Origin of the sequence: Bradyrhizobium diazoefficiens, assembly GCF_016616885.1 — a bacterium.
GTDB classification, from domain to species: Bacteria; Pseudomonadota; Alphaproteobacteria; order Rhizobiales; family Xanthobacteraceae; genus Bradyrhizobium; species Bradyrhizobium diazoefficiens_F.
Map to the genome: position 1 here is coordinate 6,079,799 of NZ_CP067102.1, position 25,435 is coordinate 6,105,233.

23 protein-coding genes are annotated in these 25,435 nt (G+C 63.2%); 12 read left to right on the top strand and 11 right to left on the bottom strand.

Features of this window, described 5'->3' with window-relative positions:
• Positions 1-80 precede the first annotated feature (80 nt).
• A complete protein-coding gene (locus tag JJC00_RS28290; RefSeq protein ID WP_200469130.1) occupies positions 81-542 on the top strand; it encodes an Lrp/AsnC family transcriptional regulator in 462 nt (153 codons plus the stop codon).
• A gap of 120 nt (positions 543-662) precedes the next feature.
• Positions 663-1,583, top strand: a complete 921-nt coding sequence (gene ppk2 / locus JJC00_RS28295) for a polyphosphate kinase 2 (protein ID WP_200469131.1) — start codon at positions 663-665, stop codon at positions 1,581-1,583.
• 82 nt (positions 1,584-1,665) lie between these two features.
• Here the strand turns inward: ppk2 and JJC00_RS28300 are convergent, their stop codons facing one another.
• From JJC00_RS28300 to JJC00_RS28325, 6 genes are all read right to left on the bottom strand, one after another.
• The gene (locus JJC00_RS28300; protein WP_200474262.1) at positions 1,666-2,607 is read right to left on the bottom strand and encodes a DMT family transporter; all 942 of its coding nucleotides are present in this window, start codon (positions 2,605-2,607) and stop codon (positions 1,666-1,668) included.
• A gap of 186 nt (positions 2,608-2,793) precedes the next feature.
• Positions 2,794-3,633: an aldo/keto reductase gene (locus JJC00_RS28305; RefSeq protein WP_200469132.1), complete on the bottom strand. Its 840-nt coding sequence runs from the start codon at positions 3,631-3,633 to the stop codon at positions 2,794-2,796.
• A gap of 281 nt (positions 3,634-3,914) precedes the next feature.
• Positions 3,915-6,620 (bottom strand): nitrate reductase, encoded by a 2,706-nt coding sequence (locus tag JJC00_RS28310; protein ID WP_200469133.1) that lies wholly within the window; start codon positions 6,618-6,620, stop codon positions 3,915-3,917.
• 15 nt (positions 6,621-6,635) lie between these two features.
• Positions 6,636-7,853, bottom strand: a complete 1,218-nt coding sequence (locus tag JJC00_RS28315) for an NAD(P)/FAD-dependent oxidoreductase (RefSeq protein WP_200469134.1) — start codon at positions 7,851-7,853, stop codon at positions 6,636-6,638.
• A gap of 10 nt (positions 7,854-7,863) precedes the next feature.
• Positions 7,864-8,292 (bottom strand): globin family protein, encoded by a 429-nt coding sequence (locus JJC00_RS28320; protein WP_200469135.1) that lies wholly within the window; start codon positions 8,290-8,292, stop codon positions 7,864-7,866.
• Positions 8,293-8,412: 120 nt separating this feature from the next.
• Positions 8,413-9,795, bottom strand: a complete 1,383-nt coding sequence (locus JJC00_RS28325) for an MFS transporter (protein ID WP_200469136.1) — start codon at positions 9,793-9,795, stop codon at positions 8,413-8,415.
• A gap of 697 nt (positions 9,796-10,492) precedes the next feature.
• Between JJC00_RS28325 and JJC00_RS28330 the strand changes: the two genes are divergently transcribed.
• Both JJC00_RS28330 and JJC00_RS28335 read left to right on the top strand, forming a co-directional pair.
• The gene (locus JJC00_RS28330) at positions 10,493-11,332 is read left to right on the top strand and encodes a formate/nitrite transporter family protein (RefSeq protein WP_200469137.1); all 840 of its coding nucleotides are present in this window, start codon (positions 10,493-10,495) and stop codon (positions 11,330-11,332) included.
• 66 nt (positions 11,333-11,398) lie between these two features.
• A complete protein-coding gene (locus JJC00_RS28335; RefSeq protein ID WP_200469138.1) occupies positions 11,399-13,132 on the top strand; it encodes a bifunctional protein-serine/threonine kinase/phosphatase in 1,734 nt (577 codons plus the stop codon).
• Between the two features lie 18 nt (positions 13,133-13,150).
• Here JJC00_RS28335 and JJC00_RS28340 read toward each other — a convergent pair whose 3' ends face one another.
• Positions 13,151-14,068, bottom strand: a complete 918-nt coding sequence (locus JJC00_RS28340) for an intradiol ring-cleavage dioxygenase (RefSeq protein WP_200469139.1) — start codon at positions 14,066-14,068, stop codon at positions 13,151-13,153.
• 171 nt (positions 14,069-14,239) lie between these two features.
• Here JJC00_RS28340 and JJC00_RS28345 point away from each other — a divergent pair, with 171 nt between their 5' ends.
• On the top strand, positions 14,240-15,514 hold the full coding sequence (locus JJC00_RS28345) for a serine hydrolase domain-containing protein (RefSeq protein ID WP_200469140.1): 1,275 nt from the start codon (positions 14,240-14,242) through the stop codon (positions 15,512-15,514).
• 160 nt (positions 15,515-15,674) lie between these two features.
• Here the strand turns inward: JJC00_RS28345 and JJC00_RS28350 are convergent, their stop codons facing one another.
• A complete protein-coding gene (locus JJC00_RS28350; protein WP_200469141.1) occupies positions 15,675-15,908 on the bottom strand; it encodes a hypothetical protein in 234 nt (77 codons plus the stop codon).
• A 139-nt stretch (positions 15,909-16,047) separates the two neighbouring features.
• On the opposite strand from JJC00_RS28350, the gene JJC00_RS28355 reads away from it, so the two are divergent.
• Positions 16,048-16,392, top strand: coding sequence for a DUF1236 domain-containing protein (locus JJC00_RS28355; protein ID WP_200469142.1), 345 nt, complete (start codon positions 16,048-16,050; stop codon positions 16,390-16,392).
• 340 nt (positions 16,393-16,732) lie between these two features.
• Complete coding sequence (locus JJC00_RS28360; protein ID WP_200474263.1) at positions 16,733-18,190, top strand: sensor histidine kinase; 1,458 nt, start codon at positions 16,733-16,735, stop codon at positions 18,188-18,190.
• A gap of 141 nt (positions 18,191-18,331) precedes the next feature.
• Here the strand turns inward: JJC00_RS28360 and JJC00_RS28365 are convergent, their stop codons facing one another.
• Positions 18,332-19,063, bottom strand: coding sequence for a cytochrome c biogenesis CcdA family protein (locus tag JJC00_RS28365; RefSeq protein ID WP_200469143.1), 732 nt, complete (start codon positions 19,061-19,063; stop codon positions 18,332-18,334).
• A gap of 208 nt (positions 19,064-19,271) precedes the next feature.
• Positions 19,272-19,538, bottom strand: a complete 267-nt coding sequence (locus tag JJC00_RS28370) for a hypothetical protein (RefSeq protein ID WP_200469144.1) — start codon at positions 19,536-19,538, stop codon at positions 19,272-19,274.
• Between the two features lie 471 nt (positions 19,539-20,009).
• Between JJC00_RS28370 and JJC00_RS28375 the strand changes: the two genes are divergently transcribed.
• The 4 genes from JJC00_RS28375 to JJC00_RS28390 all read left to right on the top strand — a co-directional run bounded on the left by JJC00_RS28375 (position 20,010) and on the right by JJC00_RS28390 (position 24,075).
• Positions 20,010-21,059, top strand: a complete 1,050-nt coding sequence (locus JJC00_RS28375) for a LysR family transcriptional regulator (protein ID WP_200469145.1) — start codon at positions 20,010-20,012, stop codon at positions 21,057-21,059.
• A gap of 29 nt (positions 21,060-21,088) precedes the next feature.
• Positions 21,089-21,460, top strand: a complete 372-nt coding sequence (locus tag JJC00_RS28380; RefSeq protein WP_028179980.1) for a helix-turn-helix domain-containing protein — start codon at positions 21,089-21,091, stop codon at positions 21,458-21,460.
• A 353-nt stretch (positions 21,461-21,813) separates the two neighbouring features.
• Positions 21,814-23,151 (top strand): L,D-transpeptidase family protein, encoded by a 1,338-nt coding sequence (locus JJC00_RS28385; RefSeq protein ID WP_200469146.1) that lies wholly within the window; start codon positions 21,814-21,816, stop codon positions 23,149-23,151.
• Positions 23,152-23,259: 108 nt separating this feature from the next.
• Positions 23,260-24,075 (top strand): enoyl-CoA hydratase, encoded by an 816-nt coding sequence (locus JJC00_RS28390; protein WP_200469147.1) that lies wholly within the window; start codon positions 23,260-23,262, stop codon positions 24,073-24,075.
• A 19-nt stretch (positions 24,076-24,094) separates the two neighbouring features.
• Here the strand turns inward: JJC00_RS28390 and JJC00_RS28395 are convergent, their stop codons facing one another.
• Positions 24,095-24,994, bottom strand: a complete 900-nt coding sequence (locus JJC00_RS28395) for a LysR family transcriptional regulator (RefSeq protein ID WP_200469148.1) — start codon at positions 24,992-24,994, stop codon at positions 24,095-24,097.
• A 118-nt stretch (positions 24,995-25,112) separates the two neighbouring features.
• Here JJC00_RS28395 and JJC00_RS28400 point away from each other — a divergent pair, with 118 nt between their 5' ends.
• Entirely contained in the window at positions 25,113-25,406 is a 294-nt protein-coding gene (locus tag JJC00_RS28400; RefSeq protein ID WP_200469149.1) for a DUF1330 domain-containing protein, read from the top strand.
• The last annotated feature ends 29 nt before the right edge of the window (positions 25,407-25,435 follow it).

Genomic DNA, 25,435 nt, shown 5'->3' on the forward strand with positions numbered 1-25,435 from the left:
ACTTCTCAATTTTTCGCGCCGTAACACCGAATATTGGGATACTTTACCAATCTATCCAGCCAAATACAGGTTTCATCCCAATGCCCGGGCTCGACGCCATCGACCGCAAAATCCTCAGCTCCCTCCAGACCGACAGCCGGCTGACCATGCAGGAGCTCGCCGACAAGGTCGGGCTCTCGGTCTCGCCCTGCCATCGCCGGGTCAAGCTGCTGGAGGAACGCGGTGTCATCTCGCGCTATATCGCGACGGTGGACCAGAAGGCGCTGGGCCTGCATGTCAGCGTCTTCATCTCGATCAAGCTGGCGCGGCAGAAGGAGGAGGATCTCAACCGCTTTGCCCGCGCCATTTCGAAATGGGACGAGGTGCTGGAGTGCTATCTGATGACCGGTAACCGCGACTATCTGCTGCGCGTCGTCGCGGCCGACCTCGCCTCCTACGAGACCTTCCTCAAGACCAAGCTGACCCGGCTCGACGGCATTGCCTCGATCGAGTCCAGCTTCGCGCTCAGCCAGGTCAAATATTCGATCGCGCTGCCGGTCTGACGGCTCCTGCCGGGCCATTTTCGCACTGGTCGGCCCGGCCGGCCGCCGGTGTCACATGGACGCAATAAACCCCGTCGATGGTCGTGGGCGACAGGCATCCTTGGCCCGAGAGAGAGACCCATGACTGCATCCGACCACACCTCCCAGACCGCCAAGCGCGAGCGCATCATTCAGGAGATGGCCGACGACCTCGACGAGGAGCTGGAGATGGAGCTCGATGACTCCAGGCTCGACGAACTGCTGGACGAGACTGACGTCCTTAATCCGACGGTGGATCGCAGGGTCTATTTCCGCGAGCTGCTTCGTCTCCAGGGCGAGTTGGTCAAGCTCCAGGACTGGGTCCAGAGCGAGAAGAAGAAGGTCGTGGTGCTGTTCGAGGGCCGCGATTCCGCCGGCAAGGGCGGCGTCATCAAGCGCATCACCCAGCGCCTCAATCCCCGCATCTGCCGCGTCGCCGCACTCCCGGCACCGAGCGAGCGCGAGCGCACGCAATGGTATTTCCAGCGCTATGTCTCGCACCTCCCCGCAGGCGGCGAAATGGTGCTGTTCGACCGCAGCTGGTACAACCGCGCCGGCGTCGAGCGCGTGATGGGCTTCTGCACCGACGAGCAGTACCAGGAATTCTTCCAGACCGTGCCGGAGTTCGAGCGGATGCTGATCCGCTCCGGCATCATTCTGGTCAAGTACTGGTTCTCGATCACCGACGACACGCAGCAGTTCCGCTTCACCATGCGCATCCGGGATCCGCTGAAGCAGTGGAAGCTGAGCCCGATGGACGTCGAGGCGCGCAGCCGCTGGGAAGCCTACACCAAGGCCAAGGAGACCATGCTGGAGCACACGCACCTGCCCGACTCGCCGTGGTGGATCGTCGATGCCGTGGACAAGAAGCGCGCCCGGCTCAACTGCATTTCGCATCTCTTGAGCCAGATCCCCTACCAGGAGGTCGGCCGCACGCCCGTGGTGCTGCCACCGCGCGTGCGCAATCCCGATTATCACCGCGGCCCGATCCCGCCGGAGATGTACGTGCCTTCGAAGTATTGAGAAGGTCCCGTAGGACGCGCATCCGGCTCCTCCCATATCGTTGGAGCCGTTGATAGCACGAAGCGGGACGCCTGAACTTGCGTCAGGGGTTCGGAGAACGCTCTTCCAGCACGAGGAGCTGGGCGCGACGGATGCGCTCGCGATGGGCGATATAGAGACCGCTGGCGACGATGAAGGCCGCGCCGGTGACGGTCCAGACGTCAGGCAGTTCCCCGAACAGGAAGAAGCCCAGAATGCTGACCCAGAGCAGTTGCGTGTAGGAGAACGGCGCCAGCACCGAGGCATCGCCGTAGCGATAGGCAAGCACGATGATCCACTGGCCGATGGTGGAGGCAAGGCCGATCACGATGCCGAGCCCGATGCCTGTCCATGTCGGCGTGACCCAGACGAACGGCACCATCACACTGAGGATCGCAACGCCGGTGAGAGCCGAATACGCCATCGTGGTGAGCACGGCTTCGCGGCCGCTCATCAGGCGCGTCAGAATCAGCGCGGCGGCCCAACAGAACGCCGAGACGATCGGGAAGAAGGCGGCGACGTGGAACGCGCTCGAACCCGGCCGCAGGATGATCATCACGCCGATCAGGCCGATCACGGTCGCGATCCAGCGCCGCATGCCGACCTTCTCGCTGAGGAAGATGATCGACAGCGCGGTGACGAACAGCGGCGAGACGAAGCCGGTCGCAGACGCTTCCGCGATGGGGAGGAAGCGCAGGCCGGTGATGAAGAACAGCGAGGAGCCGAGCAGCGCGACGCCGCGCATCAATTGCAGCCCGAGACGCTCGGTGCGCATCGCGTGCAGCGGCGACCCCGGCAGCATCACCGGCGTGAACATCAGCGCGAAGGTGACGAAGCGGATCCAGGTGATCTCGATCGACGGCAGGCTGGTCGAGAGATATTTCGCGGTGACGTCGGAGCAGCCGAGAAACACCGTCGACAGCAGCACCAGCGCAATGCCCTTGAAGGGATGATCGACGCGCGCAGGTGCACGGCGAGCCTCCTGCTTCTTCTCCGGCACGGGCATGGGAATACTGTCGAGCCTTGCGGCTGCGGCGGGCGGCGGTGTCACGGCTGGAACCTGGGGAAACGACGATTCGGGAACGATCGTAAAAAACGACATATGCGCCGCTTTCACAACTTCCGAAAACAGGATGCCGATATGCGCTCACGTCCGCGCATCAATACTCCGTTAATAATAGGCCTTTGTGCACTACAGCATGGGCAGACCGCGCGGCTTCGGACCGCGCGGAAACGCCGCATCCAACGCCGAAATCTCCTCTTTCCTCAGCACAAGATCGCCAGCGGCGCCATTTTCACCGGCATGTTCCGCAGACGACGCCTTCGGAATCGCGAATACCGTAGTTGCACGGGTGAGAAAGCTCAGCGCGACCTGACGCGGCGTCGCGCGACGCGCCTCCGCAATGTGCGCGAGCACGGCGCCGCCCTTGCTGCGCTCATCGGGAAAATCATCGTGCCCGAACGGTGAATAGGCGACGACGGCGACGCCGTGCTTCTCACACCAGGGGATGACGGCGTGCTCGATCGCACGTTCCTTCAGATGATAGAGCACCTGATTGCAGGCGATACGGCCTTCGCCGGATACATCGAGGATTTCGCCGAGATCGTCGGCGTCGAAATTGGAGACGCCCCAGGATTTGATCTTGCCGGCCTTTACCAGCTCCTCGAACGCGGCGACGGTGTCTTCCAACGCATACGCCCCACGCCAGTGCAGCAGATAGCAATCGAGTCGATCCGTCTTCAGCCGCTTCAGCGAGCGCTCGCAAGCCGCGATGGTGCCGCGGCGCGAGGCGTTGCTCGGCAGCACCTTTGAGACCAGGAACACTTCATCACGGCGGCCGGCGATCGCATCGGCAATGACGAGCTCGGCATCGCCATACATCTCGGCGGTGTCGATATGGGTCACGCCGAGATCAAGCCCGCGCTGCAGCGCCGCGATTGCGCGCTTGCGATCGCCGTGGTCGAGATACCATGTGCCCTGCCCGATCACGGAGACGTTGGCGCCGGTCCTGCCGAAGGGATGCGTGTTCATGTTGTTCTCCGATGCCGCTCTTTCGCTCAGGCAACCGCCACCAAGCTCAGGAGTTCAATCCGCTGATGTCGGCAAGAGCGCGGCAACATAGGGCACAATCGACGGCGCGTCGATTGGGACAGCGGCATGGCTCCTCGCCCTCACTGTCATTCCCCGCGAAAGCGGGGAATCCAGTACGCCGCGGCTTCTCTGTACCCCATCGCTGTCTCTGGAATACCGGATCGCCCGGTCAAGCCGGACGATGACGGCAGCGCGTGCGGCGACGACCTCGAACGGCGTCTCTACCCCGCCGCGCCCGCGATCTTCGCCTGCTTCGCCGGCACCGCCTCGGTCGTTGCAATCAGGCGCTTCAGCTCGGGGATGCAGGAGCCGCAATTGGTGCCGGCCTTGAGTTTTGCGCCGATCTCGGCGGCGGTGCGCGCGCCGCTCGCGATGGTGTCGCAGATGGTGGCGCGGCCAACGCCGAAGCAGGCGCAGACGATCGGACCGGTCGCCGCGGCGCCTTCGCTGGACCTGCCTGACAGCAGCATGCGGCGCTGATCGTCGGTGACGCGATCGGCCGCGAACACACTCTTCACCACCTCCCAGTCGCCAGCATCATGCGCGGGGCCGACGAACAGACAGGTCTCGATGCGATCGCCCGTGAACGAGGCCGCGCGATAAACGCCACCGCCGAAATCGCGATAATCGGCGACGTCTTCGCCGGCAAGGCCGCCGAGCCAGGCCGGCCAGCGCGACAGATCGGCGTTGTCGGCGAAGAGATAACCGAAGCCGCCGGCGACAGTCGCGCGAGTCCACAGCAGGTTTTGCGGGAGATCGAGTTGCTTCCGCGAGAGTGCAAAACCACGGAAGACGTATTCATACGGTGCGATCGCAGCCGGCGTCGCCTTCGACTCCGGCTGCCCGGAGAACGGATCCGTGAACGGCGCGACCAGCGCGCCGACGCGGCCGTGCGAGGCATTCATCGCGCTCCAGTGGATCGGCGCGAACAACGCGCCGCGCTGTTGCCGCTCGCTGACGACGGCCTTCAAAATGCACTGGCCGTAGTCGGTGGTGATGCGGGCATAGCCATCATGGACGATGCCGTATTTGTTGGCGTCGTCGGGATGGATCTCGACGAACGGCTCGGGCAGATGCGCGCCGAGCCGCTTGCTCAGCCCCGTGCGCGTCATGGTGTGCCACTGGTCGCGGATGCGTCCGGTATTGAGCCGCAGGGGACGCGACGGTCCGGTCTCGCTGCGCAGCGCCGGTACCTCCGGCGCAACGAAGCGGCCTTTGCCGTCATTGGTGAAGAAGCCGCCGTTCGCAAAGAAACGCTCGCCCGGAGCCTCACCTTCGCGTGCGGGCCATTGCACGGGCTTCAGGGCATCGAAGGCCTCGTCGGATAGCGACGTCAGCGCGCCGATGTCGAAATCGCGGCTGCCGTTGTTCTCGAAGGTCGATAGCGCGGCATGCTCGCGGAATATTTCGGCGGCGGATTTGTAATTGAAGCTGTCGCCGAAGCCGAGGCGTTTTGCGGTCTCGCTGAGAATCCACCAATCGGGGCGCGCCTCGCCGGGCGCGGGGAGGAACGAACGCTGGCGCGAGATGCGGCGCTCGGAATTGGTCACCGTGCCCGACTTCTCGCCCCAGGCCAGCGCCGGCAGCAGCACGTGCGCGCCGGCCTCGACCGTGTCGTTGGAGAGCACGTTCTCGGATACCACAAACAGCTCGAGCTTCTTCAGCGCCTCGCGCACGAAGTCCGCATCGGGCAGCGACACCGCGGGGTTGGTGCCCATCACCCACAGCGCCTTGACCTCGCCGCGATTGATCGCCTCGAACAGCTGCACCGCTTTCAACCCCTCATGGGTCGCAGTGCGCGGCGCCTTCCAGAACCGCCGCACGCGGTCGATGTCGGGCGGCGTGAAACCCATATGGGCGGCGAGCATATTGGCGAGGCCGCCGACCTCGCGGCCGCCCATCGCATTGGGCTGGCCCGTCAGCGAGAACGGCGAGGCGCCGAGCTTGCCGATACGGCCCGTGGCGAGGTGGCAGTTGAGGATCGCATTGACCTTGTCGGTGCCCTGCGCCGACTGGTTCACGCCCTGCGAATAGAGCGTGACGACACGCTCGGTGTCGCGGAACATCTTGAAGAAGGTGGCGACGTCCTGCTCGGAGAGGCCGGACGCCAGCGCGGTCGCGGTGACGCTGCCGGCGATGTTGCGCGCGCGCGCCAGCGCATCGTCGAAGCCCGACGTGTTCTGAGCGATATACTCCTGATCCAATGCTCCGTTGTCGGCGAGATGGACGAACAGGCCGGAGAACAGCGCGGTATCGGTGCCGGGCTTGAGGCCGAGGAACAGATCGACATCGCTCGCGGTATCGGTGCGGCGCGGATCGATCACGATCATGCGGGCGCCGCGCTCCTGCCGGTTTTTCAGCATGCGCTGGAACAGCACCGGGTGGCACCAGGCCGCGTTCGAGCCGACGAAGACGAGCAGATCGGCCTGGTCGAGATCCTCGTAGCAGCCGGGCACGGTGTCGGCGCCGAAGGCACGGCGGTGGCCGGCGACCGAGGACGACATGCAGAGCCGCGAATTGGTGTCGACGTTCGCCGTGCCGACAAAGCCCTTCATCAGCTTGTTGGCGACGTAATAGTCCTCGGTGAGCAGCTGCCCCGAAAGATAGAATGCGACCGTGTCGGCACCGTCGCGCGCGACAATGTGCTGCATGCGATGCGCAACATGGTCGAGCGCATCGCTCCACGCGACACGCTCCAGCACGCCCTTGCAGCGGATCATCGGATACAGCAGCCTGCTCTCGAGCCCGACGGTCTCGCCGAGCGCAGAGCCTTTCGAGCACAGCCGGCCGAAATTGGCAGGATGATCGGGATCACCCGCGATCGCAGCGCCGCCTGCGCCGTCGGGCGTTGCGAGCACGCCGCAGCCGACGCCGCAATAGGGACAGGTCGTCTTGGTCGTGCGGAGGTTAGGGTCGATCGCCGTCATGTCAAGCCGCCTCCTTCACGCCGCCCTGGACGGAAGCGCGAGCGCGCGGCCGAACATCATGTCGGCGCGGATCCCGGCGATCCTCTCGCGGGTACGGATCAGCTCGAGATACCAGAGCGCGTCCGCAGTATCGCCGATCAGCACGGCGCCGGTGAGGCATCCGTCGGCGATCACAAGCTTCTTGTAGGTGCCGCGCCTGCGGTCGGTCAGCAGGAGGCTCTCGCTGCCCTCCCCGCCCATGAAGTCGCCGGCGGAGAACACGCTGACACCGGACACTTTCAGATTGGTCGAGACCACGCTGCCCTGATAGGCGGCGGGACGGCCACCGAGATGCCGCGCCAGCACCCGCGCCTGCTCATAAGCCGGCTCGACCAGACCGTAGCAGGTGCCGCGATGCTCGGCGCATTCGCCGAGCGCGTAGATGTCGGACGACGCGGTCTGCATCACGTCGTTGACGACGATGCCACGGTTGACCGCGATGCCGGCCTCCTTGGCGAGCGCAATGTTGGGCCTGATGCCGGCAGCAAAAATCACGGCGTCGGCCTCGATGCGGCTGCCGTCGGCAAGCTCGACGGCTTCGACGTAGCGCTCGCCATGGATGCGGGCGGTCGAGGCATTGAGCAGGATGCGGATACCCTTGCGCTCGACCAGCGTCTTGAGCAGATCGGCGGCCGGCCCATCGAGCTGGCGCTCCATCAGCCGGTCCATCAGATGGAGAAGCGTCACCGGCGCGCCGGCTTTCGCCAGGCCGTAGGCCGCTTCAAGCCCGAGCAAGCCGCCGCCAACCACGATGACGCGCTTCTTTGCAGCCGCCAGCGTCAGCAGCAGGTCGACATCGCGGGTGTCGCGAAAGGTGTGCACACCGGCAAGGTCAGCGCCAGGCACGTTAAGCCGCAGCGGCGTCGAGCCGACGGCGAGCACGAGCTTGGAATATTCCATGCTCTCTTCGCCGGCGATCTTGAGCTCGCGGCGGCCGGTGTCGATCTCGGTGACGCGATAGCCGTAGCGCACCGTGACGCCGCGATGGCGCCACCAGTCCGCCGGGCGGAGCTCGATCTCGTGCGAGCCGGTCTCGCCGGCCAGCACGGAGGAGAGCAGCACACGATTGTAAGCGAGCCGCGGCTCTTCGCCGATCACAGCGACCGCATAGCGGCCGAGCGCGGTCTTGGCGAGCTCGTCGACTAGACGCGCGGCCGCCATACCGTTACCGACGATGACGAGCGGTTCACTCACAAGGCATCTCCTATTCGGCGGCCTGCGCCTGTGGGCCGTAGGCCTCGGAAATCATGTAGCCGGACAGCACGCCGTAGGCGTCGGTCCAGGCGGTTGCGAGTTCGGGCGTCCAGGCCTCGCCAAGACCCTTCTCCAAGGTCCACAGCAAGGTCGCGCCGACCACGGGATAGTGCTCGGCCTTGGCGCCGTAGGCGACGTGGCGCTTGGCGAGCGCGGATGCCGCGGGAAGAATCGTCTCGAGCTTCGACAGGCCGCTGACGACAGCGGCGAGCATGCCCATCAGCTTCTTGCGCTGCTCGGTCATGTCCTCGGGAAACATCGCGCGCACGGACGGCGCAACCTCGAACAAGCGATCGTAGAACAGCACGGCGGCTGCTTCTGAAATCGGTGCGACCTTGGAAAAGCTCTGCTGCACGAGGGCGATCTGCTGGGGCGTCATGATGTTGTCCTGTCTGTTTCGGTCTGCCTTGTCCGCGTCGTTGCGGAAAAAGTTCATGGGTCAAACGTCATCAGAGCGACCTCTCCCCGCGTACGGGGAGAGGCGAGATTTGGACCAGGCTCACACGCGCGCTTCGGCGAGGCTTGGCGCGCCTTCAGCCTGCGGGCTGCGACGCAGGTAGAACCACCAGGTCAGTCCGAGGCAGACGGCGTAGAAGGCGAGGAAGATCGCGAGCGCGACCTGCGGTCCGCCCGTCATCGCGATCGACTTGCCGAAGCTGCTCGGGATCAGATAGCCGCCGACGGCACCGATGGCGCCGATGAAGCCGACAGCCGCACCGCTCTCGATGCTCGCGGTCTTCATCGCGAGCGCACGCGCCGCATCGCCCTTGCCGCGCACCTTGAACAGGTTTTCCTCGCGGAAGATCGAGGGGATCATGCGGTAGGTCGAGCCGTTGCCGATGCCCGTGGTCAGGAACAGGATCAGGAACATCGACAGGAAGCCGGTGAAGTCCTTCTCCCCGACGAAGTAAAGCACGCCGATCGTGGCCGCCGCCATCGCGATGAAATTCCAGAAGGTGATGATGGAGCCGCCGACCTTGTCGGCGAGCCAGCCACCGAACGGACGCGACAACGAGCCGACTAGCGGGCCGAGGAACGCGATCGAGATCGTCACCGTCGGAAACTGGGTCTTGATCAGCAGCGGAAACGCGGCGGAGTAGCCGATGAAGGAGCCGAACGTTCCGATGTAGATGATGGCCATGATCCAGGTGTGCTTGCGCTTGACGATGGCGAGCTGGTTCTTGATCGACGATTTGGCCGAGGTCAGGTTGTTCATGAAGAACACCCCGCCGAGCACCGCGATCGCGATCGGCAGCACCCACATCAAGCCGGCGTTCTGGAGGTAGACGCCGCCGACCGGCGCGGCCTGGAACAGGTTGATGACGGCGAGCGTCATCAGGATCGGCGTCAGCAGCTGCACGCTGGAGACCCCGATATTGCCACCGGCTGCGTTCAGGCCGAGAGCCCAACCCTTCATGCGATCGGGGAAGAAGAAAGAAATGTTGGTCATGCTAGAGGCGAAATTGCCGCCGCCGAGACCGGCGGTCGAAGCGATCACCAGCATCAGCCAGAACGGTGTCTCGGGCTGACCGACGAAATACGCGAGCGCCAGCGTCGGGATGAACAACACGGCCGCGCTGAAGATGGTCCAGTTGCGGCCGCCGAACGTGGTGACGGCGAACGTATAGGGAAAGCGCATCAAGGCGCCGATCAGGCCCGGCACCGCTACGAGCTGGAACAGCTCGTCGGTCGAATAGTGGAAGCCCGCCTGCGGCAGCTTGGTCGCGACGATGCTCCAGATCAGCCAGACGGAGAAGCCGATATGCTCGGCGACGATCGACCAGATCAGATTGCGCCGGGCGACGGCTTTGCCGCCCGCATTCCAGAACGCCTCATCTTCGGGGCGCCAGTCAGAAATCCACGTCGGATTGCTTTCCCTCATTGGAAAAATTCCCTTTCGCTAGGAAGCGGGACACCGACTGACGCGGGGGGCGCACAGATGCACGCTCGGGGAGGCCCCCGTTTTCGGCGGTGTCACGATTTGAATGATTTGCTCGGTGACGGCGTCGATGGCGTCGAAAACCCTTAATTCAAGCTCCGTGCCAAGTTGGGCAACGCCAGAAAGATAAATAATTACAATACCTTGCTTATGATGATGAAAAAGTAATCACGCCTACAATTGCATCAAAAACCAGCGAGGCGCTCATTTCTTGAATACCGATTCGCCCGTTGATTGTGCGTCGCACAAGGCTTGGGCATGCGCCCGTTTTTTCGCCATCGGGCAATCTGCCAGAGCCGAGAAGGCACGGCCGGAGAGGCCTATCTTCTTCCAAACAGGGCAAAATCGGGCCCAGCCCGCCGTCCTGCTCGCCGCCCGTCTGGCACATCGATTGCTTTTGTCCTGCTTGGTCAACGATGACTGACAGTGAGCCGGAGCGTTAAGCCACCGAAGGCCATTGGGAAGCCTGTTCGCTGGTCCGCCAAGGCGCGGTCATCGTGACGCTATCCCTTGCGCATGTCGGTATCCTTCTCCGCTACGCGTCCCCGTCCCGCGGACGCGCACACAGCTCACTGGTCTGGATAGAGGCGTCGATCCGGCACGGGCCGGGTCGATCGTTCACATGAGCAAAGGAGCTGTTATGTCGTATCTCGCGCCTTCGGAATTCGTCACCAAGATGGTGGACGCAGGCGAATCCAAGATCTTCATGTCTACCCGGGATACGGTCATCCGCGCCTATATGGCCGGCGCCATCCTGGCGCTCGCGGCCTGGTTCGCCGTCACCATCAACGTCAACACCGGCCAGCCGATCATCGGCGCGCTGCTGTTTCCGGTCGGCTTCTCCATGCTCTATCTGCTGGGCTTCGACCTTCTGACCGGCGTCTTCGTCCTCGCCCCGCTCGCCTTGCTCGACAAACGCCCCGGCGTCACGCTCGGCGGGGTCTTGCGGAATTGGGGCCTCGTCTTCATCGGCAATTTCGCCGGCGCCCTCACCGTGGCCTTCATGATGGCGTTCGTGACGACGTTCGGCTTCACGCAGGACCCCGACAAGGTCGGCGCGGCCATCGGCAACATCGGTGAAGGCCGGACGCTCGGCTACGCGGCGCACGGTGCCGCCGGCATGGCGACGCTGTTCATCCGCGGCATGCTCTGCAACTGGATGGTCTCGACCGGCGTCGTCGGCGCCATGATCTCAACGACCGTGCCGGGCAAGGTGATCGCGATGTGGATGCCGATCCTGGTGTTCTTCTACATGGTATTCGAGCATTCCGTGGTGAACATGTTCCTGTTCCCCTCGGGCCTGATGCTCCACGCCAAATTCTCGATCATGGATTACTTCATCTGGAACGAGATCCCGACCGTGCTGGGCAATCTCGTCGGCGGCCTCGCCTTCACTGGCCTCACGCTCTACACGACCCATGTGCTGACGAAGCCGAAGCGCCAGCCGGCATCGACCAACTCGACCCGCGCCGCGGCTTGATTGGAATGTACGTCAACAAGGGAGCCTTGCCTGATAAGGTGAGGCTCCCTTTGCATTGGTGGCGAGATGGGCCGCGGCTTGCGAATTTCGATCGGGCAGCACTCCGACAAGGGGCGCAAGCCGGTCAACCAGGACTTTCACGGCGCCCTCATCCCGGCGGAGCCGTTATTGAGCCTGAAGGGGATCGCCGTCGTGCTGGCCGACGGCATTTCGAGCAGCGCGGTAAGCCAGGTGGCGAGCGAGTCGGCGGTCAAGAGCTTCCTGACCGACTACTACTGCACCTCCGAATCCTGGACGGTGAAGACGTCGGCACGACGCGTTCTGGAAGCCACTAACTCGTGGCTGCATGCGGAAACGCGGCGCAGCCAATACTCTTATGATCGCGACAAGGGTTACGTCTGCACCTTTACCGCAATGGTCGTCAAGTCGACCATGGCCCACATCTTTCACGTCGGCGACTGCCGGATCTACCGCATCGCCGGCAAGGCGCTCGAACAGCTCACCGAAGACCATCGCGTCATCGTCTCGTCGGAGCAGACCTATCTCGGCCGCGCGCTCGGCATCAACCCGCAGATCGAGATCGACTACCAGGCGTTCCAGATCGAGCAAGGCGACATCTTCCTGCTCGCCACCGATGGCGCCTACGAGTTCGTCGATCATCGCTTCATCACGAGCGCGATCGATGCCCATGCCGGCGACCTCGACGGCGCCGCCAAATCCATCGTCGAGGAAGCCTATCGCCGCGGCAGCGACGACAACATCACGGTGCAGATCCTGCGCATCGACGAGGTGCCGCAGACCGGTTCATCCGACATCTTCGGCGGCACGACAGAACTGCCGCTGCCTGCGTTGCCGGGGCCGCGAGCGTTGTTCGACGGCTACCGTATCGTGCGCGAAGTACACGCCTCCAGCCGCAGCCACATCTATCTCGCCGTCGACGCTGAGAGCGAGGAGATGGTCGCCCTGAAGATCCCCTCGATCGATCTTCGCGACGATCCCGCTTATCTGAAGCGTTTCCTGATGGAGGAATGGATCGCGCGCCGGATCGACAGCCCGCACGTGCTGAAACCCCGTTGGCGGTCCAAGCGGCGCAACTACCTTTACGTCGCGACCGAGTTCATCGAGGGGCAGACGCTGCGGCAATGGATGCTGGACAATCCGCGCCCCGACCTCGAGACCGTGCGTGGCATCGTGGACCAGATCGCATCGGGCCTGCGCGCCTTCCATCGCATGGAGATGCTGCATCAGGATCTGAGACCCGACAACATCCTGATCGACAAGACCGGCACCGCGAAGATCATCGACTTCGGCGCGGTCAAGGTCGCCGGAATCGTCGAGGCCGCGCCACATCCGAACGACGCCGAGATCCTCGGCACGGTGCAGTACACCGCGCCGGAATACTTTCTCGGAGAAGGTGGTTCGCCGCGGTCGGACATGTTCTCGCTGGCCGTGATTTGCTACCAGATGCTGACGGGAGATCTGCCTTACGGCGCCCAAATCGCGCGCATCCGGGGACGATCGGACGCGTGGAAGCTCCGATATCGTCCGGCCGGCCACGATGACCGGGCGGTCCCTGTCTGGATCGACGGCGCGCTGCGCAAGGCGCTGCATCCTGATCCCAACAAGCGACACGAGGACCTGTCCGAATTCACCTACGAGCTTAGAAACCCGAATCCGGCCTATCTCAGCACGCGGACCACGCCGCTGCTGGAGCGCAATCCGCTTCTGTTCTGGAAGCTGACCACGGTGGTCCTGGCCTGCGCCGTTGTGACCCTGCTCGCCCTGCTGCATGCGCGCTAACAGGGCTGGTGCCGGTCATCAGGCCGGTTCAGCCGCCTTGGTCCCGAGCGGCTTGGGCGCCGTGCCGCCGCCAGGCTTGAGGTGGAATTCGTAGGTCATCAGATGCCATTGCCCGTTCGCCTTGGCGCCGTCGGGCATCGTCGCATCGTTGCGCGGCTCGACCTTGGCGACGAGGTCGTCCTTGACGCCGAACACCACGTCGGAATCGAGATATTTGTCGCCGTCCATGAAAACGTGGGTGATCAGCGGCTCGTAGCCCTTCGCATTGACCAGGAAGTGCACATGCGCCGGGCGCATCGGGTGGCGCTTGGTCTGCACGATCATCTCGCCGACCGGCCCATCGGTCGGGATCGGATAGCTGCACGGCAAAATCGTGCGGAAGAAGAAGCGGCCGTTGCTGTCCGTGATAAAACGCGCCCGCGCCGAGGCGCCGACCTCGTCATAGTTCGCCTTCTGGGAATCGTAGAAACCGTCATCGTCGGCATGCCAGACGTCGACGGGGACATTCGCAAGCGGCTTGCCCTGGAGATCGGTGACACGGCTCTGCACGAACATCCGCTCGCCCGTGAGATTGTTCGGCGAGATGTCGGTGCCGTGGGCCGTGACCTTGTGCTCGCCGACATAGAACGGGCCGAGCACCGTGGTCTGGGTCGCACCATCGCGGTCGCGGTGGTTGACCGCGTCGACCAGCATGGAGACCCCAAGCACGTCGGACAGCAGGATGAACTCCTGGCGGGTGTCGGTGCATTTCTGGCCGGTGCGGGTCAGGAAATCGATGGCGTATTCCCATTCCTCGAAGGTGAGACCGGTCTTGCTCACGTAATCGTGCAGCGACTTCACCAATTCCTGGAGCAGGAATTTCGCACGGGGGTTCGGCGTATTGTCGAAGCTTTTGACGACGGCTTCGGTGAGTTCGGTCTCGTTGAACTGGGTCATGGTGCGTTTGCCTGCGTTTTCTCGTTGACCCCATTGGAATCCTTGGGGCGCCTTGGAAGCGTTCCAGACTGGAGCCTACACCAGTCGACCCGCCCGCGTTAAGCGCGACCAGCTTGGAATGGGACCCTCATTTCGGTTATCAACGCCTGAGAAAACTGCCCGGAGGAACTGATGCTCGCCGCTACCCCCGCCCCGCCCGAATCCGTGGGCATGTCCAAGGCCGCGCTCGACCGCATCGATGCCCATCTGAAGAACCGGTACATCGAGGCCGGCCGCTTCCCGGGCACGCATCTCCTAGTCTACCGACGCGGCAAGATCGCCCATAGCACCGTCCAGGGCTTGGCCGACGTCGAGCGCAAGGCACCGGTCAAGGACGACACCATCTACCGCATCTATTCCATGACCAAGCCGCTCACCAGCGTCGCCTTCATGATGCTGGTCGAGGAAGGCCTGGTCGCGATCGACGAGCCCGTCGCCAAATACATTCCGGAATGGAAGAATCTCGGCGTGTTCGTCGCCGGCACCTCGCCGGCCTTCCTGACCCGGCCGCCGGCCCGGCCGATGCTGATCGTCGACCTGCTGCGTCACACGTCGGGGCTCACTTACGGCTTCCAGCAGCGCTCCAATGTCGATTCCGCCTACCGCGCCGAGAAGATCGGCGAGGTCGAGAAAGCAGGTACGCTGCAGACCATGATCGAGAGCCTTGCCAAAATCCCGCTCGAGTTCTCGCCGGGCGAAGCCTGGAATTACTCGGTCGCGACCGACGTGCTCGGCTATCTCATCGGCAATATCTCCGGGATGCCGTTCGAGCAATTCCTTAAGGCACGCATTCTCGACCCGCTCGGGATGACCGACACCGATTTCCACGTGCCGGCCTCGAAGGCGCACCGCTTCGCCGCCTGCTACAACGCCGATCCCAGTGGTGGATTCACCTTCCATGCCGGCCAGCGCCGCGAAGGCCTGACACTCCAGGACGACCCGACCAAGAGTTCGTTCCTGTCGCCGCCCTCCTTCATCTCCGGCGGCGGCGGGCTGTGCTCGACGATGGCGGATTATCTCACCTTCTGCCGAGCACTCCTCAACGGCGGCGAGCTCGGCGGCGTCCGCTTGATCGGGCCGAAGACTCTGGCGCTGATGACGAGCAACCACATTCCGGGCGGACAATCGCTGCCGGAAGTGTCGCGCTCGCTGTTCTCCGAAGCGGCCTATAACGGCATCGGGTTCGGTCTTGGCTTCGCCGTAACGATGCGCCCGGCGGAGACGCTGATCGCCGGCAGCCCCGGCGAATATAATTGGGGCGGCGCAGCCACGACCTCGTTCTTCATCGATCCCGCCGAGGAACTGATCACGATCTTCATGACGCAGGTGCTGCCGTCGAGCGCCTATCCGATCCGGCGCGAGTTGCGCAGCATGGTCTACGCCGCGATCACCGAGAGCAATCTCTGAGCTTCCTGACATTTGTTGCAATGGGCTCCGCGAGCGATCGCGGAGCCAATCGATTGCTTCTTCTGCTCAGTGGAAATGGCCGATCAGATAAATACCGCCGCCGATCACCAGCACGGCCGGCACGGCCCACAAAATCAGAACTGGCATTGTGCCATCCTTCTCAGTTTGACGTGCAGACCTTGACGGTCTTCATGCCGCTCTCAGCCTCGGTGCGCGACTTGTAGATCGTGCCCGAGGGACTGACGACCGTCATGGACGAGTCCGTCGGCTTCTTGTCGACCACGGTGCACTTCTTGGTCTTGACGTCCTGCACCACGTAGAACTCGTCGGCTGCAAACGTCGGCACGGAAAACGCAACAACCATCGATGCTGCGGTTGCAATCCTCAGCTTCATTCTCTCCTCCTCCAATTTTGCCGGGACGTTCCGCGTCCGGCCGATTCACAACGGGAAAAACTAGCAATTCGTTCCTATCCAATGGGAACGTCACCGAGGGTGAGATGTTGGTGCAGCGCTTATTCCCGAGGAGGACACAATGAAAAGGTTATTTCTGCTTTCCGCGGCAGCGCTGATGATCTCGACGGGCGCGTTCGCGCAATCCACCGTGGTGACCACGACTGGAACCGGTCACGCTGCGACGGTTCAAATCGAGCCGGAATACCGGACGCGGATCAAATCCTACGTCACCGAGCATCACCTGCGGCCGGTCATGACAAAGGAGAAAATCATCGTCGGCGCGAAGGTTCCGAGCGATATCGAACTGGAGGCGGTCCCGGCCGATTGGGGTCCGTCGCTTACGCAATATCGCTACGTCTACTCCGGCGATCGCGTCATGCTTGTCGATCCGGGCACCCGCACGGTCGTGCAGGAAGTTGATTGAGACCTGACGAACGGGGGCGGTCGCCTCGAGCGCGGCCGTCACCTCGGAGTTGATCGCATGACATTGCGTCGACAAGCCCGGATCGCCGGCCTCAGCCTGGCGGCCGTGTACGCCATGTGCCTGCTGCTCACCGCAATCAGCATGAGCTGAAGTGCCGGCGGCCGCGCTGCAAAAAACCCGCCCCGGTCTTCGCGCCAGATATGATAATTATGGCGCCGCGTAAATCCTGCCCGTATGGTCTGACAAAATCATAATCCGGCGCCGCAGCGCTGGAACCGGGACGCCCGCGTTGTCAAAGCTCACCTTGCCGGTCCGGCTCGCTCTCCTGGTGGCGGGAACGATGTTGCCGCTGATCGTCTTCGCCGTCGGCCTCGCTTATTCCAACTATCGCCAGGACCGCAGCGACGCGACGCGCCGGGTGCTCGAGACGGTGCGAAGCATGCGCCTCGTGCTCGATTCCGAAGTGCAGCGGATGACGGGTGGCCTGCAGGTGCTCGCGCTCAGCGAATCCTTACGCAAAGGCGACTTCGACAGTTTCCGGCGCTCGGCAGTCGGGTTCATCAGCCAGTATGGCGACGACAGCGTCCTGCTGCTGGCCGACAGGTCCGGGCAACAGCTGTTCTCGACGGTCACGACCGACGCCGCGAACCTGCCACTGCGCAACAACCACGACATCATCGAACGGGTCTTCACGACGAAGACGCCGCAATTCTCCGATCTTTTCATCGGGTCGACCAAGAAGCGCCCGATCGTCACGGTCGAAGTCCCGGTGCTGCGCGACGGCGAGGTGATCTACGCGCTCTCCTTCAGCCCGCCGATCGACATCTTCCAGCATCTGGTCGAGCGGCAGCGCCCGGACGAGCAATGGACCGTGTCGCTGCTGGACAGCAAAGGCGTCGTGTTCGCGCGCGCCCCCAATCCGAACGAGACTTTCGGCAAGCAGGCCTCACCGTCGCTCTTTGAAGCGATGTTCCGCTCACCCGAGGCGGTGCTGTCGAGCGTGTCGCTCGACGGCGTTGCGCTCGCTTCGGCCTATACGCGCTCGCGGCTGACCGGCTGGACCGTTGCCGCCGGCGTCACCGAGAGCTCGCTGATCGCACCGCTCTGGCGCAACATCGCGATCACCAGCCTGATCGGCGGCGTGCTGCTGCTGGTCGGCCTGACCTTTGCGATCAGGATGGCGACCACGATCGCGCGCGGCGACATGCTGCACAATCTGCTGATCGAGGAGCTCAACCACCGCGTCAAGAACACGCTGGCGCTGATGCAGGCCATCGCGGTGCAGACATTTCGCAGCGCCAGCCGCGACGAGCGCGCCAAGTTCGAGGGACGTCTCTGCGCGCTCGCCGAGGCACATAATCTCCTCAGCCAGGAGAAGTGGGCGGGCTCGGAGCTGAGGGACGTGATCGCGCGCGTGCTGCAGCCATTCCTGCTCACAAATCCCGATCGTATCCGGATGAATGGCCCCGCCGTGCCGCTGTCGCCACGGCTTGCCGTGGTGCTGTCGATGATCGTGCATGAGATCGCGACCAACGCCGCGAAATACGGTGCACTGTCCAACGAGACCGGCCGGGTGACGCTGGACTGGCAAATCATGGAGGACACGCCAAAGCCACGGCTGCGGCTGATCTGGACCGAGACCGGCGGACCATTGGTGACAGCGCCGGTGCAGCGCGGCTTCGGCTCGCGCCTGATCGAGCGCAGCGCCCGCGACCAGCTCGGCGGCGAGGCAACGGTCGACTTCCTGCCACGCGGCGTGGTCTGCACGGTGATCTGCGCGCTGGATGAAACCCGGTGACTCGGGAAGCGACGTTGATACTGACATGACTGCGCGTCGGCCTTGGACCGCAACCGGAAATCGACATTTCCAGCTACGCTCGATTGAGCAAGCGCTCAGTATGTGGAGCGCGCAATGACTGCCGGCATTGCGAGCCGCGCGCTACCCGATCGTCTGCAGCGCCGGAAACGTCTCGAGCAGCCAGATGCTCACATTGGAGACCGCGCCGGTGAGGAAGCCGATGCCGGTGATGACCATCAACACGCCCATCGCACGCTCGACATTGACGAGCTGGCCCTTCATGCGCGCGAATAGTTTTGAGAATTGCTCGATCATCAACGCCGCGATCAGGAAGGGAATGCCGAGGCCCGCGGAATAGACCGCGAGGAGCCCTGCGCCCTTGGTCACCGTCGCCTCGGCCGCGGCGATCGAGAGGATCGCGGCGAGGATCGGACCGATGCAGGGCGTCCAGCCGAAGGCGAAGGCGAGCCCCATCACATAGGCGCCCCAGAGGCCGACGGGCTTTGGCGCGGTCAGACGCCCCTCGCGCATCAACAGGCCGATCCGCGTCAGTCCGAGGAAGTGCAGGCCCATGATGATGATGACGATGCCGGCAAGGATCGACAGTTCCGCCGACCAGGCGCGGATCAGCCCGCCGATCAGCGAGGCGCTGGCGCCGAGCGCCACGAACACCGTGGAGAATCCGAGCACGAACAGCAGCGCCGCTATCATGATCGCGCGCTTGGAGGCCGAGGCCGGCTCGTCGCTCTCGACATGCTCGATCGTGGCGCCTGTGAGATAGATCAGATAGGGCGGAACCAGGGGCAGAACGCACGGCGAGAGGAAGCTGACAAGGCCGGCAATCAGCGCCGCCGTAATCGAGACATTTTGCATGATGTAGTCGGAGCCATCCCGGGCCCTCGGGCCGGGCGCGGGAAATGCGCACGCAACCGGAGCCGAACCGGCTCTGGTGTAGCCGATGCCGGGGAATGCGCAACAGAGGCGCGATCAAACCAGGGCTCCTCCCGATGCCGTCTGCGATCACAGATGCGGCATCGGGACGCGCACAAACCTCGCCAAAAAGCGAGATTCAGCGGCGCGGCTACTTCACCACGCGGAGCAGCGGACGCCGGGGCTGGTCCTGCGTCTGCTTGGAGGGGGGAAGCGGTTCGCTGGCAGCGCCCCGCAGCATTTCGTCGCACAGCGCCTTGAGGTCGGCACTGTCAATTCCTTTGAGCTTCATCCTGACATCGAGGATGACGATCGAGAGCAGCTCAGCCGACTCACGGCTGTTGCTCTCGTTGAGAACCTTGCGGCACTCCTCGAGCGTCTCGAGCACCGACTGCAATTGTTCGTCTGAATGCGACACCGGAGTTCTTTCCGTTAATTCGGGCTTCGAGACGTGCTTGAAACGATCCCCTGGGCCCCCAAAGAGAGACAAGGATAGCATGAGGAGTCCGCACCCTCGAATACCATTTCAATGTGTTTCTGCGTCGAAACCGCGGTTCCAGACAGCATCGCTCCGCGGCGCAGGTCGGAACGGTGAAAATTCAAACGCCTGGGTCCGCGCGATCGATCCACTGCACGAAAGCGCGCGACACTTCGCACGCCACCCTCTGGCCCACATGGACCCGGCAATCCCGCAGCCACGGTAAGGCTCGCAACGGAACGCACGCGTACCCCTCTTCCGGGCAACAACTAGCCCGATTCCCAACCTCAAGCACACTCAAATACCACTTCGGACGCGGTAAGTATGGCGTTCAAAACTCACCGTTCCCCAACCCGTCGTGGTTGTGGTTTTCGCTAGATTCTGCCAGTTTAGCGCCCCGAAGGGACTTGTATGCACTCCTTGGCGGAAAGGGGCGTTCCACTGGAGGAACGCCTAAAGACAAACATCAGCGGCCTCTCCGATTGGGATGCGGCCCGCATCTTTTTGGAAGTCGTTCGATGCGGCAGTTTCCGCTCGGCGGCCGAGCGCTTGTCGCTGTCGATCAACGCTGTCCGCCGCCGCATCGATGATTTCGAGCGCCAGACCGGCACCACCCTGTTCACACGCGATGTCCACGGCACCCATCTCACCGATGAAGGCGCGCTGGTGGTCTCCGCGGTCGAGCGCATGGAGGCGGCCGCCTTCGACGTGTTGCGCACCAGCGATTCGACGGCCAACGCCCTCACCGGCGAAGTCCGCGTCGCCGTCACCGAGGGACTGGGCACCTTCTGGCTCGCCCCACGGCTGGTGGAATTCCAGCAGGCCTATCCGAAAGTCCTGGTCGACCTGCATTGCGCGATGCGCTCGGCCGACGTTTCCCGCCACGAAGCCGATGTCGCCATCCATCTGTCGCGGCCGTCGGCGCTCGACGTCAAGCTGGTGCGGCTTGGCCGCATGCATTTGATGTTCTGGGCTTCGGAAAAATACCTTGAGAAATACGGCACGCCGCGCTCGGCCGTCGAATTGATCAAGCACCGCCTGGTGCTGCAATTCGCTGACCAGATCGCCGCCAAGGAAACCTTTGAGAGCTTCTTCCCGGGCGTTCCGGAACGTGACCTCCTGGTCATGAAGACCAACGTCTCAAGCGCCAACTACTGGGCCGTCGCGAATGGAGCCGGAATCGGCGTATTCCCGAGCTATGCGATCGCGCTTGGCGGGAAGTTGATTCCACTGGAGGTCGAGTTGAACCGACCGCTGGATATCTGGTTGTCCTACCATCCCGGTAGCGGCCGGATTCCCCGCGTGCGGCACATGATTGACTGGCTGATCGAAGCTTTCAATCCAGCTCGCTTCCCGTGGTTTAAGGAAGAATTCGTGCATCCGCATGAATTCAAGGACTCGTATATGGGCGAACCCCTGACCCAGCTCTTCGGGGGATTTTCAACCGAAGAACAAAGGTGAAAACGAAAATGAAAGCAGCGGCGAAGAGAATGAAGCAACGCAGTGCCGGCAAGCCGGACATCGAGCTTGGCAAACGGATTCGTTTGCGGCGCGTCGAGATGAAGATCTCGCAGGCCGAGCTCGGCGAAAAGCTCGGCGTGAGCTTCCAGCAGGTCCAGAAATACGAGAAGGGCGTCAATCGCGTCGGCGCGGCTCGGCTTCAGCAGATCGCCACCGCCCTCGATGTGCCCGTGACCTTCTTCTATGACGGCGACAACAAGGCCCGCGAAGTCGAAAGCCTCCTGTTCCTGGACTCGGCTTTCAGCCTCCGCCTGCTGCGCGCCTACAGCAAGATCAAGGATCAGACGGTGCAGCGTCAGCTCGTCTCGCTGATGGAATCGATCGCAGCGAACGAGAGCTGAGCCGGTCGACGGCCTGGCCTTAACGGCCAATGTTCAATCCGCCGCGTCGCGGGGGCGCGGCCGGATTGGGCGAGGCCTGATTGGCAGAACCGAGGCTTGCGCGCCTTACGCGCGGCCTTCGATCTTTGGAGCGGCTTGGCCGCTCTTTTTTTGGCATTTCGTTGTCATTCGTCGCGGTTTTCGCGAACCCATCCCAACCTCGTTGCGACCTAATCGAGAGCCTCCGCGTCGGACGCACGGGGCCTCGTGCTTAATGGGACCGCAACCCTGATGCCCTAGCTTCTCGCCGATTTCGCGAATCGGCGCACGCAGCACAGCGGCCGGGAATTGCCTCTTGGGGGAAAACCAGACAGATGTCGAAACGCCATGCCGTGATCATTGCCATGGGCCTCCTCGCCAGCGCCTCCGCGCTTGCGCAGACGGAGACCACGGGCCAGGCCGGCCCCAAGCCGACCGGTACCGTGCCGGCGACCGCCAACCCGGCTCACGCCGCCGTCCCCAAAACCGCAGCGGCACCGGCCTCGATCGCCGAGAGCCGTTCGGCTGCGGCGCTCGCGCTGACGCATGAGCCGACCTATGACGAGGGCACCGCGCAGCGGATCAAGGACGCGGCGTTGAGCTATTCCGATCTTGCGGTACGCGGCGGCTGGCCGACGATTCCTGCGGACGCCAAGTTCGCGCCAGGCGTCCAGGGCGCCAATGACGACCTCCTGCGCAAGCGGCTGATTCTCTCGGGCGACCTCGCCGCCGAGAAGGCGAGTGGCGCTTTCGACCAGGATCTCGCGGACGGTGTGAAGCGCTTCCAGGCCCGCCACGGTCTTGCGCCCACCGGCACGATGACGCCGCGCACGCTCGCGGCCCTGAACGTCACGGTCCAAAAGCGCATCCGTCAACTCGAGGCGTCGCTTGAGCGGCTCGAGAACACGAATTTCAGCTTCGGCCCGCGCTATGTCGTGGTCAACATCCCCGCCGCCTTTGCCGAGGCGGTCGAGAACGACGTCGTGGTGCGGCGCTATCGCGTCATCGTCGGCAAGACCGAAAAACCCTCGCCGACGCTGACGGCCCAGATCACCGGCGTCGTGCTCAATCCGACCTGGACGGTACCCTCCTCGATCGCCAAGACCGAGATCTCCGCGCATATGCGCAAGGATCCGACCTATCTGTCGCGCATGCACATGGAGGTGCTCGACGGCCACGACAATCCGATCGACCCGCATTCGGTCGACTGGTCGGGCACGCACACGCCGAACTTCACCGTGCGGCAGCAGAACGGCACCTTCAACGCGCTGGGCGCGGTGAAGATCGACATGCCGAACTCCTATTCGGTCTACATGCACGACACCAACCAGCGCAATTTATTCAGCGACGACTACCGCTTCGATTCTCACGGCTGCTCCCGCGTCGACAATGTGCGCGATCTCGCCGCCTGGTTGCTGAAGGACCAGCCGAAATGGACGCGCGCCGCGATCGACGCGGAAATCGCCACCGGTCAGCATCAGGAGGTCGCCATGGCCAGGAAGGTGCCGGTGGCCTGGATCTATCTCACGGCGTGGATGACCAAGGACCAGACCATCCAGTTCCGCAACGACGTCTATAACCAGGACGAGCAGTTGCTGGAGGCGACCGCCGAAGAAGCCGCGTTCTTCAGCAATGCCGGCAACCATCCGCTGACCGCGCATATGGCGCAGTAGGCATGCAATCGCGGCACGGGCGGATGCAGAGCCGCATCCCCTGCCGCGGTTGACCTGGGCCTTGGCCCGGTCGCACATTGCGCCTCGTCAATGACAAGCGAGCGCGCGATGCCTGATCTCTCCGATGAGACTCCCTACGCCGACGGCAAGATCATCACACAGGTCACCGACGGCGTCGGCGTGATCACCTTCAACAATCCCGACAAGCGCAACGCGATGTCGCTGGAGATGTGGGTGGGATTTGGCGAGGCGCTGACAGCCTTGCGAGAAGACGACGCCGTGCGCGTCGTGATCATGCGTGGTGCCGGCGGCAAGGCATTCGTTTCCGGCGCCGACATCAGCCAGTTCGAGAGGACCCGTCATAACGCAGCGGCCTCCGAGGAATACGGCAAGCGCAGCGCCGCCCAACGCGCGCTGCTCGCCGATTACCCGAAGCCGACGATTGCCTGCATCCGGGGTTTTTGTCTCGGCGGCGGCATGCAGGTCGCGATGCTCGCCGACATCCGGATCGCCGCGCATGACAGCCAGTTCGGCATTCCTGCCGCCAGGCTCGGCATCGCCTATGGCTATGACGGCTTGCGGCACCTGGTGTCGCTGGTCGGCCCGTCCTGGGCGCGGCTTCTGATGTACACGGGCATGCGCATCGATTCCGCCGAGGCGCTGCGCATCGGCCTCGTCGAGCGCGTGATCCCGGACGACCAGCTCTGGGGCGAGACCATGATGATTGCGGAGACGATCTCGCACAACGCGCCGCTTGCGATCAAGGCCGCCAAGATCACCATCGCAGAAGTGCTGAAGGACGAAAGCGCACGCGACATGGGTGCGATCAAGGCGATCGGCACGGCTTGCATGGACAGCGCGGATTTTCGCGAGGGCCGGCAAGCCTTCATGGAGAAGCGCAAGCCGCAGTTCCAGGGGAAGTAGCCTCGGCGCCGGACGCACCTCATACAGCCTTGGCGATCCTCGCTTGCCGATGACCAGCCAACCGGGGGCCTTGCAATAATTCCCTCAAGGCCTGAACGTTCGCGGAGCCCGCTCCCTTGCGCCAGATGAGCACAGTCCATGCCCGGTTCTCTGTTCTTCCCAACGGGTGGACGCTCAGGAGTCTCCTGTCTGGAAAAGTGGCCAGAACGCTCCTTGGAATCAGCGCCACCCCCATGCCCGCAACAACGCAACCCAGCATGGCGTGATACGACCCCAGTTCGATCATGCGTTCCGGCATTTCGTTTCGCTTCGCGTACCAGTCTTCAAGCCGCTTGCGATGCGGGCATCCGTGTTCGAAGACGATGATGGTACGCGGCAGGTCGCCGCCTTTCTTGCCGATCGGTGAATGATTGGCGGCCGCAATAATCACCAACTCTTCCTCGAAGGCGAGCGCTTTCTCAAATGGCTCATCGGCTATTGGTTCGGCAACAAGCGCTGCATCGAGATCGCCGGCGAGGATGGCGCTCGCCAGAACCTGCGGATTGCCTGTACGAAGCTCCAGAACGACCCCTGAATGCCTTTGGTGGTATTCGCTGAGCAGTCCCGGCAGCCTGACAGCCGCCGTGCTTTCCATCGCGCCAAGGCGGAACGTACCGCGGGGTTTTGCATCTTGCAGGGCATTACGTGCTTCATCCGCAAGAGCGAGCAGGCGATTGGCGTAACCAAACAGCACTTGGCCCTGAGGCGCCAGACGCAAGCGTTTACCCTCTCGTACAAAGAGAGCAACGCCGAGATCCTCTTCCAACTGCCGGACACGGGTTGTGACATTGGACTGAACGCGGTGCAGGCGCTCGGCCGCGCGGGTCACGCCGCCTTCGCGCACGACCGCGACGAATATCCGCAGATCCGGCAGATCCATATATCTCTCCTAGTGATCAACTACATCATAATTATTCATTATATGTGATATTTTGCATTGGGTAAAGATCGCGGCCCCGACGGCGGCTTCTGCCGTCCGGGAAACAGAGGAGACTGATGTGTCGAAGGCCTATTGGATTGTGCGCGTCTCGGTTCGCGATGAGCAAAATTATCCCGAGTATCTTGCTGCGACTGACCTGGCATTCAAGAAATTCGGCGCAAAGTTCATCGTGCGTGGAGGAGCGTTCGAACGAATGGAGGGAAACGCCCGCGACCGGAACGTCGTGGTCGAATTCAAGGATCGCCCCACGGCCGCTGCCTGCTACGCAAGTCCGGAATACCAGGGTGCGCGGGCTATTCGCCAAAAGTGCGCGGACGCCGATTTCATCATCATTGATGGCATCGCCGACTAGGGCGATCGTCGCCGCATAGCCGTGAACAG

Excerpts from the sequence above, each read along its gene's own strand:
- JJC00_RS28350 (WP_200469141.1), bottom strand. The coding sequence starts at position 15,908 with ATGAAGCTGAGGATTGCAACCGCAGCATCGATGGTTGTTGCGTTTTCC.
- JJC00_RS28385 (WP_200469146.1), top strand. The coding sequence starts at position 21,814 with ATGTCGAAACGCCATGCCGTGATCATTGCCATGGGCCTCCTCGCCAGC.
- JJC00_RS28310 (WP_200469133.1), bottom strand. The coding sequence starts at position 6,620 with ATGACGGCGATCGACCCTAACCTCCGCACGACCAAGACGACCTGTCCC.
- JJC00_RS28340 (WP_200469139.1), bottom strand. The coding sequence starts at position 14,068 with ATGACCCAGTTCAACGAGACCGAACTCACCGAAGCCGTCGTCAAAAGC.
- JJC00_RS28365 (WP_200469143.1), bottom strand. The coding sequence starts at position 19,063 with ATGCAAAATGTCTCGATTACGGCGGCGCTGATTGCCGGCCTTGTCAGC.
- JJC00_RS28345 (WP_200469140.1), top strand. The coding sequence starts at position 14,240 with ATGCTCGCCGCTACCCCCGCCCCGCCCGAATCCGTGGGCATGTCCAAG.
- ppk2 (WP_200469131.1), top strand. The coding sequence starts at position 663 with ATGACTGCATCCGACCACACCTCCCAGACCGCCAAGCGCGAGCGCATC.
- JJC00_RS28325 (WP_200469136.1), bottom strand. The coding sequence starts at position 9,795 with ATGAGGGAAAGCAATCCGACGTGGATTTCTGACTGGCGCCCCGAAGAT.
- JJC00_RS28390 (WP_200469147.1), top strand. The coding sequence starts at position 23,260 with ATGCCTGATCTCTCCGATGAGACTCCCTACGCCGACGGCAAGATCATC.
- JJC00_RS28355 (WP_200469142.1), top strand. The coding sequence starts at position 16,048 with ATGAAAAGGTTATTTCTGCTTTCCGCGGCAGCGCTGATGATCTCGACG.
- JJC00_RS28360 (WP_200474263.1), top strand. The coding sequence starts at position 16,733 with ATGTTGCCGCTGATCGTCTTCGCCGTCGGCCTCGCTTATTCCAACTAT.
- JJC00_RS28290 (WP_200469130.1), top strand. The coding sequence starts at position 81 with ATGCCCGGGCTCGACGCCATCGACCGCAAAATCCTCAGCTCCCTCCAG.
- JJC00_RS28330 (WP_200469137.1), top strand. The coding sequence starts at position 10,493 with ATGTCGTATCTCGCGCCTTCGGAATTCGTCACCAAGATGGTGGACGCA.
- JJC00_RS28320 (WP_200469135.1), bottom strand. The coding sequence starts at position 8,292 with ATGACGCCCCAGCAGATCGCCCTCGTGCAGCAGAGCTTTTCCAAGGTC.
- JJC00_RS28380 (WP_028179980.1), top strand. The coding sequence starts at position 21,089 with ATGAAGCAACGCAGTGCCGGCAAGCCGGACATCGAGCTTGGCAAACGG.
- JJC00_RS28375 (WP_200469145.1), top strand. The coding sequence starts at position 20,010 with ATGCACTCCTTGGCGGAAAGGGGCGTTCCACTGGAGGAACGCCTAAAG.
- JJC00_RS28335 (WP_200469138.1), top strand. The coding sequence starts at position 11,399 with ATGGGCCGCGGCTTGCGAATTTCGATCGGGCAGCACTCCGACAAGGGG.
- JJC00_RS28300 (WP_200474262.1), bottom strand. The coding sequence starts at position 2,607 with ATGCCCGTGCCGGAGAAGAAGCAGGAGGCTCGCCGTGCACCTGCGCGC.
- JJC00_RS28305 (WP_200469132.1), bottom strand. The coding sequence starts at position 3,633 with ATGAACACGCATCCCTTCGGCAGGACCGGCGCCAACGTCTCCGTGATC.
- JJC00_RS28395 (WP_200469148.1), bottom strand. The coding sequence starts at position 24,994 with ATGGATCTGCCGGATCTGCGGATATTCGTCGCGGTCGTGCGCGAAGGC.